21 protein-coding genes are annotated in these 19,698 nt (G+C 45.2%); 16 read left to right on the top strand and 5 right to left on the bottom strand.

Annotation, left to right across the window (positions count from 1 at the left end; genetic code table 11):
- Positions 1-45: 45 nt before the first annotated feature.
- Positions 46-1,182 carry a flagellar assembly protein FlgT gene (locus tag ACE1OE_RS23270; RefSeq protein WP_449212403.1) on the bottom strand — a complete coding sequence of 379 codons (1,137 nt, stop codon included), beginning with the start codon at positions 1,180-1,182 and terminating at the stop codon, positions 46-48.
- Positions 1,183-1,356: 174 nt separating this feature from the next.
- Here ACE1OE_RS23270 and ACE1OE_RS23265 point away from each other — a divergent pair, with 174 nt between their 5' ends.
- Positions 1,357-1,992 (top strand): FlgO family outer membrane protein, encoded by a 636-nt coding sequence (locus ACE1OE_RS23265; protein ID WP_372063083.1) that lies wholly within the window; start codon positions 1,357-1,359, stop codon positions 1,990-1,992.
- A 9-nt stretch (positions 1,993-2,001) separates the two neighbouring features.
- Positions 2,002-2,430: an LPP20 family lipoprotein gene (locus ACE1OE_RS23260; protein ID WP_449212402.1), complete on the top strand. Its 429-nt coding sequence runs from the start codon at positions 2,002-2,004 to the stop codon at positions 2,428-2,430.
- A 194-nt stretch (positions 2,431-2,624) separates the two neighbouring features.
- Here the strand turns inward: ACE1OE_RS23260 and ACE1OE_RS23255 are convergent, their stop codons facing one another.
- From ACE1OE_RS23255 to flgA, 3 genes are all read right to left on the bottom strand, one after another.
- The gene (locus ACE1OE_RS23255; protein ID WP_102468664.1) at positions 2,625-3,050 is read right to left on the bottom strand and encodes a flagella synthesis protein FlgN; all 426 of its coding nucleotides are present in this window, start codon (positions 3,048-3,050) and stop codon (positions 2,625-2,627) included.
- 51 nt (positions 3,051-3,101) lie between these two features.
- Positions 3,102-3,419, bottom strand: coding sequence for a flagellar biosynthesis anti-sigma factor FlgM (flgM, locus tag ACE1OE_RS23250; protein WP_102468663.1), 318 nt, complete (start codon positions 3,417-3,419; stop codon positions 3,102-3,104).
- Positions 3,420-3,537: 118 nt separating this feature from the next.
- A complete protein-coding gene (gene flgA, locus ACE1OE_RS23245) occupies positions 3,538-4,284 on the bottom strand; it encodes a flagellar basal body P-ring formation chaperone FlgA (protein ID WP_449212401.1) in 747 nt (248 codons plus the stop codon).
- A 76-nt stretch (positions 4,285-4,360) separates the two neighbouring features.
- Here flgA and ACE1OE_RS23240 point away from each other — a divergent pair, with 76 nt between their 5' ends.
- The 6 genes from ACE1OE_RS23240 (at position 4,361) to flgE (ending at position 9,405) form a co-directional block, all read left to right on the top strand.
- Positions 4,361-5,296, top strand: coding sequence for a chemotaxis protein CheV (locus ACE1OE_RS23240; protein WP_102468661.1), 936 nt, complete (start codon positions 4,361-4,363; stop codon positions 5,294-5,296).
- A 65-nt stretch (positions 5,297-5,361) separates the two neighbouring features.
- A complete protein-coding gene (locus ACE1OE_RS23235; protein ID WP_449212400.1) occupies positions 5,362-6,192 on the top strand; it encodes a protein-glutamate O-methyltransferase in 831 nt (276 codons plus the stop codon).
- Positions 6,193-6,532: 340 nt separating this feature from the next.
- Positions 6,533-6,928, top strand: a complete 396-nt coding sequence (gene flgB / locus ACE1OE_RS23230; protein WP_102468659.1) for a flagellar basal body rod protein FlgB — start codon at positions 6,533-6,535, stop codon at positions 6,926-6,928.
- 5 nt (positions 6,929-6,933) lie between these two features.
- Positions 6,934-7,350 carry a flagellar basal body rod protein FlgC gene (gene flgC, locus ACE1OE_RS23225; protein ID WP_102468658.1) on the top strand — a complete coding sequence of 139 codons (417 nt, stop codon included), beginning with the start codon at positions 6,934-6,936 and terminating at the stop codon, positions 7,348-7,350.
- Between the two features lie 16 nt (positions 7,351-7,366).
- The gene (locus ACE1OE_RS23220; protein WP_102468657.1) at positions 7,367-8,074 is read left to right on the top strand and encodes a flagellar hook assembly protein FlgD; all 708 of its coding nucleotides are present in this window, start codon (positions 7,367-7,369) and stop codon (positions 8,072-8,074) included.
- Positions 8,075-8,100: 26 nt separating this feature from the next.
- The gene (gene flgE, locus ACE1OE_RS23215; RefSeq protein WP_102468656.1) at positions 8,101-9,405 is read left to right on the top strand and encodes a flagellar hook protein FlgE; all 1,305 of its coding nucleotides are present in this window, start codon (positions 8,101-8,103) and stop codon (positions 9,403-9,405) included.
- 39 nt (positions 9,406-9,444) lie between these two features.
- Here the strand turns inward: flgE and ACE1OE_RS23210 are convergent, their stop codons facing one another.
- Entirely contained in the window at positions 9,445-9,567 is a 123-nt protein-coding gene (locus ACE1OE_RS23210; RefSeq protein WP_449212399.1) for a hypothetical protein, read from the bottom strand.
- Between the two features lie 128 nt (positions 9,568-9,695).
- Here ACE1OE_RS23210 and flgF point away from each other — a divergent pair, with 128 nt between their 5' ends.
- The 8 genes from flgF (at position 9,696) to ACE1OE_RS23170 (ending at position 19,168) form a co-directional block, all read left to right on the top strand.
- Positions 9,696-10,445, top strand: a complete 750-nt coding sequence (flgF, locus tag ACE1OE_RS23205; protein ID WP_102468654.1) for a flagellar basal-body rod protein FlgF — start codon at positions 9,696-9,698, stop codon at positions 10,443-10,445.
- An 18-nt stretch (positions 10,446-10,463) separates the two neighbouring features.
- A complete protein-coding gene (gene flgG / locus ACE1OE_RS23200; RefSeq protein WP_449212398.1) occupies positions 10,464-11,252 on the top strand; it encodes a flagellar basal-body rod protein FlgG in 789 nt (262 codons plus the stop codon).
- A gap of 153 nt (positions 11,253-11,405) precedes the next feature.
- Positions 11,406-12,179, top strand: coding sequence for a flagellar basal body L-ring protein FlgH (flgH, locus tag ACE1OE_RS23195; RefSeq protein ID WP_449212397.1), 774 nt, complete (start codon positions 11,406-11,408; stop codon positions 12,177-12,179).
- Positions 12,180-12,250: 71 nt separating this feature from the next.
- Positions 12,251-13,342 carry a flagellar basal body P-ring protein FlgI gene (locus tag ACE1OE_RS23190; RefSeq protein WP_449212396.1) on the top strand — a complete coding sequence of 364 codons (1,092 nt, stop codon included), beginning with the start codon at positions 12,251-12,253 and terminating at the stop codon, positions 13,340-13,342.
- 14 nt (positions 13,343-13,356) lie between these two features.
- Positions 13,357-14,298 carry a flagellar assembly peptidoglycan hydrolase FlgJ gene (gene flgJ, locus ACE1OE_RS23185; RefSeq protein ID WP_449212395.1) on the top strand — a complete coding sequence of 314 codons (942 nt, stop codon included), beginning with the start codon at positions 13,357-13,359 and terminating at the stop codon, positions 14,296-14,298.
- 217 nt (positions 14,299-14,515) lie between these two features.
- Positions 14,516-16,396: a flagellar hook-associated protein FlgK gene (gene flgK / locus ACE1OE_RS23180; RefSeq protein ID WP_449212394.1), complete on the top strand. Its 1,881-nt coding sequence runs from the start codon at positions 14,516-14,518 to the stop codon at positions 16,394-16,396.
- A gap of 12 nt (positions 16,397-16,408) precedes the next feature.
- A complete protein-coding gene (gene flgL, locus ACE1OE_RS23175; RefSeq protein WP_102468648.1) occupies positions 16,409-17,602 on the top strand; it encodes a flagellar hook-associated protein FlgL in 1,194 nt (397 codons plus the stop codon).
- A 429-nt stretch (positions 17,603-18,031) separates the two neighbouring features.
- On the top strand, positions 18,032-19,168 hold the full coding sequence (locus ACE1OE_RS23170; protein ID WP_102468647.1) for a flagellin: 1,137 nt from the start codon (positions 18,032-18,034) through the stop codon (positions 19,166-19,168).
- Positions 19,169-19,698: the final 530 nt, after the last annotated feature.

Below are 19,698 nucleotides of genomic sequence, written 5' to 3'. Positions count from 1 at the left end.
TATATTACTCATTTATTTGAATAAGTTAAGCCTAACGGTCTAGATTTATTTCTGTTTGTGCATCACATCGCCCATCTGAATGCTGTTGGCTAGGCTTGGTTGGTCAACGGTGGCTTCTGCTTCGTGTTCGTAGACCCTTGAGACGGTGAGTGTGATGTCGCTTTGTGATACCTTGTTGCGTGGTAATCCGTTTTGGTCAATGAACGATCCGGTATGCCATAGCGTAAGTTTATCGCCCGCTTGCACCCCGTGAACTCTGCCTAAATCAAGCGTGATTTTATTGCCATAACTCGCGACGACTTCAGGAAGTGTCATCTTACATGACACTTCTGACTCGAAGTCCAACATGATGTTTCGGCTCACTCTCTGCATCATCTCACCGTACGTCGACGTCCAGAAACGAGCACTTTTTGTATCCACTTTACTGGTTTTAGCAAAGGGCCACTGCGCGATTTCTCGATAAGAGTGTTGATAAACCTCATGCCCAGTTTTGCCATCAAAAATGGCAAGATCCATAGCAAACTGACGATTAGTCACGTCGTCTGTTAATAAGCCACCCGTTGTTATGGTTGCAGTAAGGTCGTTAATCTTACCTGTGACTAGGTATTGTGCCCCCAAATCTTGTGCGATCATCTTGATGCGTTCTGGTTGGCGTTTGTCAATCTCGTAGCGTGTGGTTCCCACTGACACAAAACTGTAGGAGCGTGTCGCGAGCTGTTTTTCTACAACTGAGCTGTAGTCTTCGCCCAATTTATAGATTTGTCCCATGACGGCCTGTTGTGGGTCAACAATGTCAAACATTGCCACCCCAAATGTTTTTTTGTATTGGTTCTGATGGCAAGCCTTTGCCGATGGATAGATATCGATACGTGCTTTGACCACCATTTGGTTGCCGCTTACATATTTGTCGTCAATGATAATGTGACGAACTTCAGAATCAATGAACTGGTATTGATCTTTATCGTCCTCTAGCAGTGGCGCAAGCTTGGACAGCCCGCCAATATCGGCACCTGAAAAATCCACCGCTTTATATACCGCGTCTTCTAGGGCGTAAATTCTTGCCGCTTTGTCTGAGGAGACAATCGTAGAGACGCCGGTCACTTCATACCATGCCGCATGGACGGTGCTCATGCTAAATACGAGTAATGTACTTGAAACTAAAGAACAAAAAGTTTTTTTCATACGACTAATCCAAATGCGGAACAATATTTGCTAGATGATTATTGCTAGAGGTTAATCTGCGAATATTGGAGCGGACTTTCTTGTTAACGACAACAATGAGAAAGCAAAGATTGTTCCAACCTTTACAGGCCAAGGAATTAATCTACCCAATTCACAACTTTGGAGAGTGGAAAAATGAATAAATGGCTATTGATGGCATCGGTGTTAACACTGACCTCTTGTGCCTACTCACCAATCTATAACGGTAAAGAAACCTACAGCGGCAGCAAATTTATGCTGATGGAAAGTCCACGTCACACGATGGATTATTTTGTAGAGGGCTTGACCGACGATCTTGTTGAGTCGAATACCAGCGTATCCGTAAGGACGCCAATTGCTGTTGCCTCCTTTGTTGACTTGCAGAGTTTGGACTCGACAAATTGGCTGGGGAACTCGGTATCTGAAGGGTTTATTCACCAATTGCAACGTCGTGGGTTTAAGGTTGTCGATTATAAAACAACAGGCTCGATCCAGGTGACAAGCCAAGGTGATTTTGCATTGAGTCGAGATTGGAAAGATCTGGCTCAAGAACAACAAATTCAATTTGTTCTGACAGGGACGATGTTGCGTCAAGAAGGTGGTGTGTTGATTAATGCTCGTGTTGTCGGTATGCAATCACGCGTTGTCGTTGCCTCTGCACAGGGCTTCTTGCCAGCCGACCGTATTGGTCGAGATTTGGATACGTTGAATCAAATGCGCACAGAAGATGGGGTGTTGATTCGTTCTGATCCAATGATGACATCTCCGCAAACTATTATTCTACGACCTTAGGAAAAGAACATGAGAATGTGGTTAGTCGCTTTTGCGGCCATGGTGATGGTCGGTTGTGCTCCTGCAGGAATGAGCAGCCAAAATACGCTGACGGCAGTTGGATACGCCAGTATCAGTGAGCAATCGGGCCGTAGTGAAGAAGAAAAGCAAGTGCGGGCGATGCGAGCGTCTAAAATTGATGCTTACCGAGAACTTGCGGAACAGGTGTATGGCCTTCGTGTCTCTGCAAGAGCGGATTTACAAGACCAAAAGCTCGGCGTTGAATCGACGACAGGCGCGGTAGATGGTGTGATTCGTGGAGCCGAAGTCATCAGAAGCTATAAAGTAGGTGACAGTTACGTCACTGAGTTGCTGCTCGATATTGAGAAAATGGATAGGCTTCGTGACTACGGTGAAATTCGCCGTGTACCAGAGAAGAAGCGTCAGACTTTGTTTTAATTTGCGATGTATTTGAGCCGATAACTCTCAGTGAATGATGTGAATTATTGGCTCATCGACGTTTAATATAAGAAGCGGCAATAATTGTCGCTTTTTTTGTACACGCGAGGTAATGCTACGAGCATGAACGGTGTTAAAGATAGGATGGATGTGTGAGATATCGACTAATGCTGAAGCTTCGGCTAAAGCTAGACTTAGGCTTTTAGGTTAGTGCCCAGTGTTGATAGCGTATGGGTCTGCCCCCCGGCATTGTAAGTCATCCCAATTTTCCCATGGCTTTGTTGCATTAGGTTATTGAGTTTGTTGAAGCTGAGTTGAGCGCGCTGCAAACTATGGCCATTGATCTCATTGCGCTTTTGGCAATCGAGGATAATAGATTTAATCGTATCTACTTGCTTTGACAATAAATTTTCGTCGGTGAGTCGAGCGACATCTTGATGCTGACTCAGCCGCTGATCGGTTTGCTGCAGTTGGCCGATTAACGCCATTTTTTCTTTAGCGAGGCGTTCAATGTCGGTAGATTCACGCGCAGTGATGGCTTTGGTCTCTTCTGATAATAGAAGAGACAGGGCTTTTGCGTTTTTAAGTTGATAATCAACCAAATCAACAAGGGCTGCCATTCAATTCACCTAAGTTTAATCTGCTAAACACATACTCATAGTAGGTATGCGTTACTTTAACCCGCCGAGTTCATCTTCAAATTTAATCATGTTATCAGCAAGTTTTTCCGGGTCTACGGTATAAGAGCCGTTTGCGATTGCTTCTTTAATTGCCGCTACTTTGGCGGTATCAAAACTAGGCTGTGACGCCATTTGTTGATGCATTTGTCCAATCGCTTTGCCGCCCTGACTCAATGTCACGGCATCTTGTTTTGCTGATGACTGACTAACTTGGGCGGAGCTGCTGCTCGTGCTTGTATCCGAACGAGCAGGGGCGCGACTGGTTGTCGTTAGCGTCTGTCCTGAACGAATGTTATCAATGCCTGCCATAGTTTAGCCTTCTTTGCGTAGTATCTATAAATAATGACTCTAATGAAGCCGTCGTTATATAAATAGTTTCTTGTATACCGTCAGTATCGACCTGAACCATGGATACTTTAGTAAAAAATTAAAAATTAACTGTAATTTCAGCAACGCCAGTGACAATACCTTCAATTATACGCTGAGACTTGTCATTTTTCACCCTAACTTGGTCACCATTTGAGCCATCACTTAGCGCGGTGCCTTTGGTTGAAATCGTCATGCCGCTTTTTATTGCACGAATTACGACCTTTTCATTTCGGCAAACCACACAAACGTCATTCCTTTCAATGACGTCACCAAGCCTGACGTTCTTTTTTAATTTTGATCCAATGACGTGTTCAAAATTAGAAAAGCCTTGGCGGCGAAAGCGACGCTGGTCCACCATCGTCATTGTAACATCGCCTTGTGTCACAATGCTGCCACGTGCCAATGGTTGTGTGGCGGTCACGAGAGGCAGGGAAATAGACAGCCTGACTGGGACATATAAACGCCAACCATCGCTGGGGCACTCCACAAGAACGGTCACATTGCTGCTGGTATTTTTTGCATTCGATGATGAAGCCTGTAAAGGCTCAATGCAATCGGTAGCATGTACGCGAGAGTCTATGCGACCTGCCGTTGCCGTGAGCTCTGCACCGATTGGGGACTCTAGGGTATCCAAAACATGAGCTTGGGCTGCCTTTTGGATGTTTTCTATTTGCTCTGGGGTCGCCGCGTGCGTTAATGCACTAAAGAAAAACGTGTGCCAGACGATAAATAATAAAAGCCCATTGAGCAACCGCTTAAAATTGGGACTGGATGTAATCAAAAAAGATGTCTTATAATACAGCATTCTGTTTCTCAGGTTCCTCGTTGCCTGCAGTAGACTATCACTTTTTTCGCGTAAAGTTTGAGATGGAGATGAACTTATGACCGGTATCTTAGATTCGGTGAACCAGAGAACGCAACTAGTGGGTCAGAACCGACTCGAATTATTAACATTTCGTTTAATGGGACGCCAAAGATACGGTATTAATGTCTTTAAGGTAAAAGAAGTGCTGCAATGCCCAAGACTCACTGCGATGCCAAATTTGCATCGTTTGGTGAAAGGGGTTGCACATATTCGTGGACAGACAATTTCCGTTATCGACCTTAGCTTGGCAGTTGGCGGCCGTCCAACGACGGATGTCGCGAACAGTTTTGTGGTGATCTCTGAATTCAACCGCAGTGTTCAAGGCTTTTTGGTTAGTTCTGTTGAGCGTATTATCAATATGCACTGGGAATCAATTTTGCCGCCGCCAGAAGGCGCAGGGCGCGCCAACTATTTGACCGCAGTAACGAATATTGACAATGAACTCGTTGAAATCATCGATGTCGAGAAAATACTGGCAGAGATTTCTCCTGTTGTTGAGACCATGGACGGCAACCTCGCGAAAGAAATCGCAGAGGTAGAGGAGCAACAAAAAAGACAAATTGTTAAGCGCATTATGATTGCTGACGATTCAGCGGTGGCGCGTAAACAGGTCCAACGAGCTATCGAGTCTATTGGCTTTGAGGCGATTTTGGTCAAAGATGGCAAAGATGCGTACAACAAGCTGGTCGAAATGGCGGGCGAAGGCGATATTCGCGAACAGATATCACTGTTGATCTCGGATATTGAAATGCCAGAAATGGACGGTTATACCTTAACAGCAGAAGTCCGGCGCCACCCTGATCTGAAAGATCTACATATTATCTTGCACACCTCACTCAGTGGCGTATTTAACCAAGCCATGGTAGAACGGGTGGGTGCTAATGAGTTTATCGCTAAGTTTAACCCTGAAGAGTTGGGAAGTGCAGTGAAAGCTGCGGTTACCTCAGGTTAGCGGCAAATAATAAAACTAACAGAACTTGTGTTAAGCAAGCTTTCAAAAGCAGTATAGAGTAGTTAATGACAGCGATAACCATAAGCGATCAAGAGTATCGTGATTTTAGCCGCTTTTTAGAGTCGCAGTGCGGTATCGTACTGGGAGACAGTAAACAATATTTGGTACGAAGTCGTTTAAGTCCGTTGGTATCTAAGTTCGGCCTTTCTTCTTTGTCTCAGTTGTTGAGAGACGTGGTATCTGGGCGCAACCGCGAATTACGCATTGCTGCTGTGGATGCCATGACGACAAACGAAACGTTATGGTTTCGGGATAATTACCCATTTACCGTGTTATCGGATAAGTTGTTGCCAGAGATGGCGGCAAAAAAACGACCATTGAAAATATGGTCAGCCGCGAGTTCCTCGGGCCAAGAACCTTATTCAATGGCAATGACGGTTCTGGAAACTCAGGCGAAAAGGCCGGGCATGTTGCCTAACGTATCAATCACCGCAACGGATATCTCTAGCACGATGTTGGATGCGTGCCGTCTGGGTGAATACGATAATTTAGCATTGGGAAGGGGCCTATCGTCTGAACGTCGTCGAGTCTTTTTTGAAAGCACCAGTAGTGGCAAGATGAAGATTAAGGACAACGCGAAGCGTCTGGTTAATTTTCGTCCGCAAAATCTAATGGACTCTTACGCTTTACTGGGCAAATTTGATATTATTTTTTGTCGCAACGTGTTGATTTATTTCTCTCCCGAGATGAAATCACAGGTGCTCAATCAGATGGCGCGCAGCCTCAACCCCGGTGGTTACTTATTGCTTGGTGCCTCCGAGTCTCTGACGGGGCTCACTGACCAATTTGAAATGGTGCGCTGCAACCCTGGTATTATTTATAAGTTAAAAGCTTAATCTCTCCTTAAAGCCTTGGTATCTTCCAAGGCTTTTCTTATTACGCCGCCTTTGTTTCTTGCTAAACTTGACGAGTTAGCAAAGCCATCGAATGTAAACGACATTCCTAATCGACCCATCGATCGCTTTGCGACCGATACCCTGAGTTTCGGCGTATTGAAAAATCCACATAGAAATAATCAGTAGATAGAAAACAGTGGCGCACATTTTGCTGCCTAAATCGTTAGCGTGCCAGCGGCAAGGTTTCTTCAAAATTTAAAAACTCATTAGATCTTTAAATTTTGGCTCGGAAATTGCTTTTATATTTACCAGGCACATATTTTTGAACAATGAGGTTTAAATGGCCATCTCTTTTAACAATGCACTCGGTATTCATCAGCACACCGTTGGTGTCCGCGAAAAGAATGCGGAAGTCATCTCTACCAACATCGCGCAAGCCAATACACCCGGCTTCAAAGCGAAAGGTATGGATTTCAATCGTGCGTTAAAAGCGGCAACCTCAGGGGCAAGCATTGGACTGGATCGCACGGATGGACGGCATATATCTGCCTCCACGTCAGTGACTGGCGAAATGCTCTATCGTATTCCCGACCAGCCGGATACCGGAGATGGCAATACTGTAGACGTGGACCTAGAACGAAACTTGTTCATGCAGAACCAGCTAAGACATCAAGCGTCACTCGATTTCTTAGGAAGCAAATTTAAAAATATGACCAAGGCAATCAAAGGGGAGTAAGTAAGATGAGTTTATTTAATGTTTTTAACGTAACGGGATCAGCGATGAGCGCTGAGTCTGTTCGTCTTAATACGACCTCAAGTAACCTTGCCAATGCCGACAGTGTTAGCAGCTCGGCAAAAGAGACTTACAAGGCTCGCCATGCAGTTTTTGGCGCTGAGTTAAGTAAGGCTCGTTATAACCGCGATCATACCGTGCCAGTCAAAGTAATGGGCATAGTAGAGAGCGATAAACCCTTAAATGCGGTGTACAACCCAGATCATCCACTTGCGAATGATGAAGGCTATATCTACAAGCCTAACGTCAATGTAATGGAAGAGATGGCCAACATGATTTCTGCGTCTCGTTCGTACCAGACTAACGTCCAGGTAGCGGAAGCGAGTAAACAGATGTTGTTACGTACCCTGCAAATGGGTCAATAGAGATAGGAGATAGCAAATGGCCGGAATCAACAATGTTGGTCAAAGCGGTTTGTCCTACGTTGATCAGCTGAAAAAGCTACAGGACCAAAATAAGCCTGAAGAAGTCACTGGTCAGCAGAGCCTTAAGCAAGAAGACTTCTTGTCTTTGCTCACCAAACAGTTGGCTCAACAGGATCCGTTTAAACCCGTGGGTAATGATCAAATGATTGCCCAAATGGCATCATTTGCCACGGTAGATGGTATTGGAAATATGAATTCTCAGTTTGAGAGTTTGAATTCATCAATGACATCAAACCAAGCACTTCAAGCGTCTTCATTAGTGGGGCGTGATGTGTTGGTGCCAGGCGCTGCAGGTGTTAAAGAAGCGGATAAAAGCATGGCGGCAATGGTCAAACTGCCCCAGTCTTTAGAAAACGTTTTTGTGCGTGTAGAAAATGAAATGGGTCAACTGGTTCGCACCTTCAATGCTGGCGCAAAACCTGGCGGTGATGCGCGTGTCGAGTGGGACGGAAAAGATGATAGCGGTAATTCAATGCCGCCTGGCAAATACAAGGTGAGAGCCTCGGGTTTGTTAGATGGAGAAAGCAAAGAGCTTGAAGTTTCTAGTTATGCAAACGTCAACAGCGTGCTTTTAGGCAAGGGAGATGGAAACGTACTACTCAATCTCGCTGGTTTTGAAAACCCAGTTCGACTTGCAGAAGTATTGGAAGTCGGCAAAGCGTGATAATTAGCTAGGTTAGGAGATTAGGAATGTCATATGTATCTTTGAGTGGATTGTCGTCTGCTCAGTTGGATTTAAACACGACCAGTAATAACATTGCCAACGCCAACACATTCGGCTTTAAAGAGTCGCGTGCTGAATTTGGTGATGTCTATTCAAACTCATTGTTTACCAACTCTAAAACCACGCCAGGTGGTGGTGTTCAGCCAAGTAAAATTGCTCAGCAATTTCACGAAGGCTCGAGTGTATCGACAAATAACCCAATGGATTTACGTATCAGTGGGACCGGTTTTTTTGCCGTATCTAAAGAACGTTTGGTTCCGCAGCAAAACGAGATCACCCGTAATGGTGCGTTTCATCTAAACAAAGACAGTTACATGGTGACATCTAACGATGAGTTTTTGTTAGGGTACGAAGTTAACAAAGATACCGATGAAGTGGTTTCCTACGAACCTAAACCAATCAATGTGCCGCCAGAATTTGGTAAGCCAAAACAGACGGCTAATATTGAAATTGGTGCTAACTTACCCGCTAATGGTGACTTAAAAGATCCAGCGCTGTTCGACTTTTCTGATCCGGAAACCTACAACCGTTCTACGTCTTCAACGATGTATGATTCAATGGGTCAGTCTTATAAGATGACCACCTACTATGTGAAGGATCAAAATCAGCCGAATACATGGCAAAGTTACTACACGGTGAGTGATGGCGCGGGTGAAAAACCGATAAACATCTCTGGTGGTGACGCGGCTTCTCCAAGTGGTCATGTTGGGCATACGATACGTTTCAATAACGATGGCACACTCGCGAGCCTGAATAATGGCCAGCAGATTGTGACAGAAGCTATTGGCGAAGGGCCTAACGCGGTTGAAATGAATGGTGCAGATCCAACACAGCAGCTGTCTTTTAAGCTCGATAGCACCACACAATATGCCGCTCCATTTGAATTAACTAAATTTAATGAAGATGGCGCGACAACGGGATTCTTAACCAAAGTCGATTACGATGAGAAGGGGAACGTACTTGGTACTTACTCCAATGGTGAGAATGTCACGCTTGGTCGTGTTGCAATGGTACGTGTTGCCAATGAGCAAGGCCTTGAGAAAAAAGGCGGTACTCAATGGGATTCCACCACAGCGTCTGGTGCTAAAATTTGGGGTGAATCGAATAAAGGCTCATTTGGTACTATTAACAATGGTACGCTGGAGCAATCAAACATCGATATGACTCAAGAGTTGGTGGATCTGATTTCTGCGCAAAGAAATTTCCAAGCAAACTCTCGTGCGCTGGATGTGCATAACCAGCTACAACAAAACATCCTGCAAATTCGTTAAGTTTTTATGTAAAGTGCCAGTATTTGACTGGCACTTTCATTATTTAAGCACGACATTTTGCTCACGGCTGTTTGTTGGCGTCTTTTTCCCCACTACTATTAAGCGCTCCGTTGCCACACGACGTAGTTTGCCACCTCGTGTTGCCACACGCTGACTTTTCATTTGCCGCTCTAGACCCTTTCTATTCATAATCTTCATGATTCCATGGTAACTATCTGTATTTAAAGTAATTATTTTTATGGCATAAACTTTGCTATGTATGTTCTGTACTTTGATTATTGGAGCTATCAATGGATCGTGCCCTATATCTATCTATGAGTGGTGCAAAGCAAAATATGCAAGCTTTGCAACTCAGAGCCAACAACCTAGCCAATGCCAGCACGCCGGGCTTTCGAGCGGATCTCGCTCAAGCACGTTCGATGCAAGCCTATGGTGAGGGAATGCCGACTCGTGTGTTTAGCATGACTGAGCGTCCTGGCCATAACTTTGAGCAAGGCAGCGTCGTGACGACGGGTCGTGATCTCGATGTGACCATCGAAGGGCAAGGTTGGATCTCAGTGATGGATAAAACCGGTAAAGAAGGCCTGACTCGTAACGGTAGCTTTCAAGTCGATCAAAACGGTTTATTGAGTAACAGCAATGGTCATCTTGTATTGGGTGAGCGTGGTACACCGATTACGGTGCCCGTTCCGCTTAAAAAGATAGAAATTGGTCGTGATGGTACCGTCTCGGTGATTCCGCAAGATGCGCCAGCCGATGAAATGGAAATTGTCGACCGCATTAAATTAACCAATCCAGACAATCGCTCGCTATTCAAAGATACCAATGGCTTATTTCGTAATAAGAACCCTGAATTGGGTTATGGCCTAGACGGTAATGTCCAACTGATGACGGGCGCTGTCGAAGGCAGCAACGTTAATCCGGTAGGAGAGATGACCAGCTTGATTGACTTACAGCGTCAGTTTGAAATGCAAGTCAAGCTTATGAAATCGGCAGAAGACATGGACAAGGCGTCTGACTCCTTGCTTCGCATGGGTTAATAGGATTAGGGGAATACGATGCATCCGGCACTATGGGTAAGTAAAACGGGCTTAGACGCTCAGCAAACCAACATCTCAACGATTTCAAATAACTTGGCGAATGCCTCAACCGTTGGCTATAAAAAAAGCCGTGCGGTATTTGAAGATCTGTTTTATCAAAATATTAATCAACCTGGTGGTCAGTCTTCGCAAAACACGGAGTTGCCATCTGGGCTTATGCTCGGCGCGGGTTCTAAAGTAGTCGCAACGCAAAAGATTCATACACCGGGTAATGCTCAAACCACCTCTAACAGTATGGATATGATGATTGAAGGCGATGGTTTTTTCCAAGTTTTGATGCCAGACGGCAACATTGGATATAGCCGTAACGGCCAGTTTACCCTTAACGATGAAGGTATCATTGTGACCTCCGGCTCAGGCTATTCCCTAGAGCCAGAAGTGGCCATTCCCGAGGATGCTATTTCAGTCACCGTGGGTACGGATGGCGAGGTGTCGGTTCGAGTGCGTGGTCAACAAGAGAACCAAGTTGTGGGTAACATTACGACTGTCGATTTTATTAACCCAGGCGGTTTAGAGCCGATTGGACAAAACCTTTACTTGCCAACGGGTGCCAGTGGCGATCCTAACGAAGGCGTACCAGGTCTTGATGGCTTTGGTCAGATTCGTCAGTCTATGTTGGAAAGCTCGAACGTGAACGTCACGGAAGAGTTGGTGAACATGATTGAAGCTCAGCGCGTTTATGAGATGAACTCAAAAGTTATCTCTTCCGTTGATAAAATGATGAGTTTCGCGACTCAACAGCTGTAATTTATTTCTATATTTGTCAATTATGTAGCGGTTGTCGTTCACTAATTATTGCCGTTGAACTAATTACTGTCGTTTAAATGACCGCTATAAATCGATTGGTCCCATTAAACAGACAAACAACAGACATTTCGCTACTTGATAGGATTCAAGCCCATGAAAAAACTTATCTGTATTTCCTTGCTAGCTATGCTGTCGGGGTGTGCTCAGTTTGGACCGCAAGAAACAGTGGACGAAGTGGCTGACAGTACGACAGCTGTGGATGCGGTAGAAGGCGACCGTACTCAGTCTACTGGAATTGTTGATACGTTGAGAGGGAGAACGGATCCTGTTGCCGATGACCCTGCATGGGCTCCCATTCATCCAAAAAACAAACCAGAACATTACGCTGCCGCCACCGGTTCACTGTTCAATACAGACTATTCTCGAGATTGGTATGATGATTCTAAGCCACGTGGCTTGGGCGACATTATTACGGTTACTCTAGACGAAGCAACAAAAGCAGCGAAAAGCTCGGATGCAGATTTATCTAAGAAAAATGATTCGTCAATGGATCCTTTGGCGGTCGGCGGTCGACCAGTGACCATTAATGATTATGACTTCTCCTATGAACTGAAAAACGACAATAACTTTAAAGGTAACGCGTCTGCGAACCAGAGTAACAGTTTGTCGGGTTCAATCACCGTAGAGGTGATTGAAGTGCTGGCCAATGGAAACCTCATTATTCGCGGTGAAAAATGGCTGACGTTGAATACTGGCGATGAATACATTCGTTTGAGTGGTACCATACGCCCTGATGATATTGAGTTCGATAATACCATTGCGTCCAATCGTATTTCTAATGCTCGAATTCAATACTCTGGCACCGGAACACAACAAGATATGCAAGAACCTGGATTCTTGGCACGATTCTTTAATGTGTCTCTATAGGATAGGTTTTTAACGAATCGAAAGCGGCAAACCCTCTCCTACGAGGGTTTGTTTGTATTTGGAGTAACATCATGAAAAAAATCGCGTTTTTACTTTTAGGACTCTGTTTTGCCGCGGCAAGTGTTCAGGCGGCACGCATCAAAGATGTGGCAGAAGTTGCCGGGGTGCGGAGTAACCAATTGGTGGGTTATGGCCTTGTCACTGGTTTACCAGGCACAGGTGAAAAAACACCCTTTACCGAGCAAAGTTTCCGTTCGATGTTGGAGCGATTTGGTATTCAAATGCCAATTGGTTTCAAGCCTAAATTTAAAAATGTCGCGGCGGTTATCGTGACCGCTGAGCTTCCTGCTTTCTCAAAACCGGGGCAAAGGGTAGACGTCACCGTATCGTCAATTGGTGCAGCGAAAAGCCTGCGTGGTGGTACCTTGATGCAAACCTTTATGCAAGGACTTGATGGCGAAGTGTACGCCGTAGCACAAGGCAACCTTGTGGTGAGTGGTTTTAGCGCAGAAGGCCTTGATGGTTCTAAGATTGTTGGCAACAACCCCGTAGTTGGTATGATTTCAAGTGGTGCGAGTGTCGAGCGTGAAATCCCAAGCCCATTCTCGCGAGGGGATTACATTACCTTTAATCTACTTGAGTCTGATTTTACTACCGCGCAAAACATGTCAAACGCGATCAATAACTTTCTTGGCCCGCAAATGGCCAGCCCAATGGATTCGACATCAGTACGAGTAAGAGCCCCGCGTGACCTAAGCCAGCGCGTTGCCTTCTTATCGGCGGTAGAAAACGTTGAATTTGATACTGCTGACAGCGGCGCTAAGATTATCGTCAATTCTCGTACGGGTACTATTGTGGTCGGCAAGCATGTTCACTTGAAAGCGGCAGCAATTACTCACGGTGGTATGACCGTCGCGATAAAAGAAAACTTGCGAGTGAGCCAGCCTGGAGCATTCTCCGGTGGTGAAACGGTCGTGGTACCAAACTCGGATATTCAGGTGACAGAAGGCGATGGCAAAATGTTTAAGTTTGAGCCGGGTCTGACACTGGATGATCTTGTTAGAGCGGTTAATGAGGTTGGCGCCGCGCCGTCTGATCTGATGGCAATACTACAAGCACTAAAACAAGCTGGAGCCATTGAAGGCCAGCTCATCGTGATTTAATTGGGAACTCATTAATGATTAAAAATCCTAATGATGTCGGCTTTATCCATGATATCAGCAGCCTAGATAAGCTTCGTCAACAAGCTACTAGCGGTGACAAAGGCGATGATAAAGCGGCGTTACGTGCCGCGGCAACCCAGTTCGAGTCGATTTTCACCTCAATGATGTTGAAATCGATGCGAGATGCTAATACCCATTTTGAATCGGACATGATGAACAGCCAGAATGAGCAGTTCTATCGTCAAATGCTGGATGACCAAATGGCGAGTGAACTGAGTTCTTCAGGATCCATGGGGCTCGCCGATATGATTGTGGCTCAACTGAGTGCAGGACAAAGCACGGAAGATGAAGCATCTGCTGGTGGCGAGATTCGTATGCGCAATGAGGCATTTCATAGCACGTTGCAAATGCCATATGATGAGGCGAAGGCTCGTGAAACCGCTACGACACTTGGGCTTAATAATCGTCAACAAGCACAGCCTGTTGACTTTAACACGCCAGAAAAATTCGTAGAATCGCTGAAACCCTACGCTGATAGGGCCGCTAAGTCGTTAGGTGTTGACCCGTCACTTTTGCTTGCTCAAGCAGCATTAGAAACCGGCTGGGGTAAAAAAGTGGTGAGTAATAGTCAGGGTAGCAGTAACAACTTATTCAATATTAAAGCTGATCGCAGTTGGGACGGTGACAAGGTTTCCACCCAAACGCTTGAGTATCATCAAAATGTACCCGTTCAAGAACGCGCGGCGTTTCGTTCCTACCGTTCTTATGAAGACAGCTTTAATGATTACGTTCAGTTCCTTAATGATAACCCACGCTATCAATCAGCATTAAAGCGAGACAATGGTTCTGAGTCGTTCATTCGCGACGTTCATCAAGCTGGTTATGCAACCGACCCTAGCTACGCCGACAAGGTGTTAAGAGTCAAAGCAAAAATCGACAATATGACGACTCGTTAGCCACATCACGCATTTAAAAGAACATAAAATCCCGGCCTTGAGCTGGGATTTTAGTATTTATAGTGCCCATTAAATGTCGTTGCGCAGTGATTGAGTGTCGTAAAATAATGAGAAATTTTTCTTAGAGTGATCACTACGGCATACATATTGCATTTTATTGTTCAGTACAGCGTAACTTGCGGATTTAGTTACGCTAATTGAAGTTTTTGGGGGCGATATGGCGTCAGATCTTCTGAACTTAGGTACGCAAAGCGTCCTGACAGCTCAGAGACAGTTAAACACCACCGGTCATAACATTTCTAATGCAAATACAGAAGGTTATAGTCGGCAGTCTGTGGTTCAAGGTACCAATAGCCCTAGGCAATTTGGTGGCCAAACCTATGGAATGGGTGTGCATGTGGAAAATGTTCGCCGCTCATGGGATCAATTTGCCGTTAAAGAGCTGAATGTGGCAACGACACAAGTGAACTATCGCAATGAAAACCTAAGCAATCTCGATCTTATGTCGGGGATGTTGTCTTCGGTTGCCTCCAAGAAAATTCCTGAGAACCTTAATGATTGGTTTAGCTCAGTGAAAACACTGGCCGATACGCCCAATGATGTAGGTGCTCGAAAGGTAGTGTTAGAGAAAGCCAATCAGATTAGACAAACACTGAATAACGTCCATGAAACGGTGCGTCAGCAAGCCGATACGGCAAATAAAAAACTGGAAATGGGCGTCGAGCGTGTCAATCAAATCGCGGTAGAAATCCGTGATATTCATCGATTAATGATGAAAACACCAGGCCCGCATAACGATTTGATGGATACACACGAGAATCTTGTAAAAGAGTTGTCGGAATACACCAAGGTCACTGTTACACCACGAAAAAATGCCGAAGGGTTTAATGTTCATATTGGTAGCGGACATACTCTTGTATCAGGTACGGAGTCTAGTCAGCTGAAGATGGTTGATGGCGATCCCGATGTCCACCAACGCCGATTGGCCATGGTGGAAGGTAAGGGGATAAAACCCATTACTTCTACCGATATTGGCGGCAAGATTGAAGCGATGTTTGAGCTTCGAGACAAAGAAATACCTTATATCATGGATGAATTAGGACGCGTGGCTACGGCATTTAGCTTTGAGGTTAATAAGCTGCAAAATCAGGGGCTTGATCTTAATGGTCAAGTCGGTGCTGACATGTTCATTGATACCAATAGTGAGGCGATAGCCCTATCTCGTGTGGTAAGAACGCCGCAGTCAAATGCTGAAGTGGCGGTATACATCGAGAACACCAGTGCATTAAAAGGCGGTGAATACGCCCTAAAATACAATGGCTCCAATTACACCGTGACGAAACCCGATGGTGACACGATTAACGCTGAGCTGAATATTGACGGCCGAGCTTTCTATATCGATGGCATGATTATCGATATTCGAAATCCTCCGGCGGCGGGTGAAAAATTGCTGATCAGGCCGACTCGTACTGGCGCTGCGGATATTCAGATGGCTACTAGCGATCCCAAAACGATAGCGGCACACAGTTTTGAGGCATCGACGACCGAAGCGCAAGGTACCGCTAAATTTACAATGTTGGCAGTAGGGCAGTTACGCGAGTTTGAAGTGCATGTCTCCCCCTCTGGTCAAGAGTTTGCGGTGACTGACCCCAAAGGAAATCTGTTATTGGCGCCGCAACCTTATCCGCCTTCTGAGCCGGTTTCCGTGTTGGGTACGGAGTTTAGATTGACTGCAGGCGCTCTGCCTAATGATAAATTTACCGCTAACCTCACTCCTTCTGAAGGGGACAATGGTAACTTACGTAAAATGTTCGATATCCAGCGTAATAAGACCATGAATGGTAACGAATCGACCATTATTGATGTTTATCACAATCTCAATACTGACGTTGGCTTAAAAGCGTCAACGGCGACGCGACTGCAGGAAGTAGCTGAGCTTGAGCATGAAGCGGCACAAAGCCGTGTTGCGTCTATCTCTGGGGTTAATCTCGATGAAGAGGCTGCGAATATGATGAAGTTTCAACAAGCTTATATGGCGTCCTCTCGAGTGATGCAGGCTGCCAATGAAACCTTCGACACTATCTTGCAGTTGAGGTAGGAGCACTAACTTATGATGAACCGAATCTCCAGTTTTCACAGCTATCAGACTGTGCAAAATGACATGCGTAAGCAAGAGAACAAAATCCATCACAATCAAGCTCAATTGGCTTCTGGCAAGCAGCTTCAAAAACCAGCGGATGACCCGTTGGCGATTCATTACCTGCAAAAAGTCGGGCAACAAACTGAGCAGCTCGACCAATTTACTGACGCGATTGTACTGTCGCGTAATCGCCTAGAACACCAAGAGGTGATGATCAGAGAAACAGAGCAGTTTTCCGACAATGCGAAACGACTCACCATGGAATCGATCAATGGTGCGTTATCACCAGAAGACCGAGGCGCTAAGGCGCGTGAATTACAAGAGCTTGCTAAGAACTTTCTCGCGCTCGCCAACAATCAAGACGAGTCTGGTAACTACACGTTTGCGGGTACTAAGCCTAAAACGCAGCCATTTTTTACTGATAACCAAGGGAAGATGGCCTACGCCGGTGACGACTATCAGCGAAAAATGCGCATCTCTAATAGTATGGAGATGCCAATTAATTATCCTGGCAGCAAGTTGTTCATGGAAATCGAGAATCCGTTTGGAGACTACAAACCCAGCTACCAGTTACAAAATGCGTCTGAGTTGCTCCTAGATAAAGCGACCAACAATAAGGTGAATGACGACAGTGAATACAAGGTCACCTTTGTCGATATGGGTAAGGCGCAGTTTGGTTATCAGCTCGAGCGAAATGGCTCGGTAGTAAAAGCCGGGGACTATGATCCCAAAGCAGGCATTGAACATGACGGGTTCAGTTTACGAGTGAAAGGGCAGATCACGGCGGGTGATGCCATTGTCTTGGCGCCTAGAGAAAGCTTTAGTGTGTTTGACACGTTTCGAGATGCCATTGACGCCTTGGATTATGACGTTTCGGATGCCTCTGCTAATGCAAAACTGCATCAAGTGACTGAAGAGTTTCATACCGCGTTTTTACATCTAACAAAAGCCAGAACCGACGTTGGTGTAAGGCTGAATACGCTCGATACTCAAGAGCAGCAAAATGAAGATTTCAAAATTTCGTTAGCACGTTCCAAGAGTAATTTTGAAGACCTTGATTACTCGAAGGCCGTGATTGAGTTTGAAGAAAACTCAAGGGCGCTACAAGCATCGCAATTAGCATTTGGTAAAACGAAAGACCTGACATTATTTAATTATCTATAGTCTCGATGACATTTAATTTCTAGTTTCGGTGATGTTCAATAAAAGAAAGAATACGACCTCGGTTGCCGTATGTGCACTGCCATATGAGCGTAGGTTGATAAAGCGGCAATATTTACCGCGATTCTGTTGCCACATTATTGATGTATTGAGATGGGCTATCATTTTTTTGAATGGAATTCCCTGTAACAATAGGATAGTTAAAGGTTTATTGTTGAATTAAATGAAAGTTTTGTTTTTGGCATATTAATTGCTTTTGTATGGTAGTACGAGCAACAAGGCTAACGGAGTTCGTTGGTTTTTATGAATAGATACTCCATCTGATACGGGGTATCAGATGGATGTTGTCGGTCAGTGCATTTCCTTATGAGAGCAATGCTGACCACTTCGCAATCCATCTTGAACGTTTGCGAACTCATTTAGGAGAGCAAAATGGCAGTGACAGTCAGTACTAACGTGTCGGCAATGACCGCACAACGTTATTTAAATAAAGCCTCTGGGGATTTAAACACCTCAATGGAACGCCTTTCGTCTGGTCATAAGATCAATAGTGCGAAAGACGATGCCGCGGGCTTACAGATTTCTAACCGTCTTACTGCGCAGTCGCGTGGTTTAGATGTCGCGATGCGTAATGCCAATGATGGTATTTCGATAGCGCAGACGGCGGAAGGTGCGATGAATGAATCAACCAATATCTTACAAAGAATGCGAGATCTGGCGATTCAATCCTCAAACGGCACTAACTCCCCTTCTGAGCGTCAGGCGATCAATGAAGAATCAACGGCTTTACAAGCCGAGTTGAATCGTATCGCTGAAACGACCTCATTTGGTGGTCGCCGCTTGCTGAATGGATCCTTTGGTGATGCGTCATTCCAAATTGGTGCCAATTCAGGTGAGGCGATGATCATGGGCTTAACCAGCATTCGTGCGGATGATTTTCGCATGGGTGGCTCAACATTCTTAGCTGAGAATGGCAAGGACAAGAACTGGTCAGTGCCGCCTGATGCAAGCGATTTGAAATTTGAGTTTGTCACGAAAAGTGGCGAAGAAATCTCAGTCGATATTCTGGCAAAACCAGGGGATGATATTGAGCAACTAGCCACTTACATCAATGGTCAATCGGACAAGATTAATGCCTCTGTTGGTGATGATGGTGAGCTACAAATCTTTATTGCTGAGCCTGATTTAGAGGGTGACCTATCGATTTCTGGTGGTCTCGCGTCTGATCTCGGTTTAAGCAACCAAGCGATCAATACCACAGTTCAAGATATTGATATGACGACAGTCGCGGGTTCCCAAAATGGTATCTCAGTGATTGATTCGGCATTGAAGTATGTGGACTCGCAACGCGCTGATCTCGGGGCGAAGCAGAACCGGTTAAGCCACAGTATTAATAACTTAGCAAATGTCCAAGAGAATGTTGATGCGTCTAATAGCCGTATTAAAGATACCGACTTTGCTAAAGAAACAACCGCGATGACTAAGAATCAAATCCTGCAACAAGCGGGTACATCGATTCTTGCTCAAGCGAAACAGTTGCCTAACTCTGCGATGACCTTACTCCAGTAGTAAACAGCGTAAGTTAAGTAAGAGTGATAGCCGCCAGACGTGGCAATCTATCATCACTTACAGGCATGCATATCTTGCGAAGGTGTTGGGGCTCTCTCTCACAACCTGCCCTAATACGGTAACAAGGTATGTTCGGTTTGCCGGTTTGCGTTCATTTCTCTTGATCTCCACGCAGCCTCTGGCGACCACCCAGCCCCAGTTCTCTCAAAGGAAAAGGGGCTTTTTCTTTTTCTAAAGCAAAGTAAATGCGACTCTTTGTCCCGCTGTATTATGACAAACCAGATGTTGTCGACCCTCCTTTGGTAAACTTTACCCCTTTTTGTGTGTTTTTTTACTGTTTGCTCAAATCTTAGTCAAACGATAACTTTTTCACCTTTTTTCTATTTTTTTCCTAAAGGTTTTCACAGCAGTGTCGTTAAAGGAATAACTTTGAGAGAACTACTTGGTTTTCCGAGACGTCGGAAACCGCTACACCGGAAAATCAATTGGAGAAACAACATGGCAGTGAACGTAAATACTAACGTATCGGC

This window comes from Vibrio sp. E150_011 (assembly GCF_053544015.1).
Note: the sequence above shows the minus strand (reverse complement) of the source record. Positions and strands in the feature narration are given on the sequence as shown.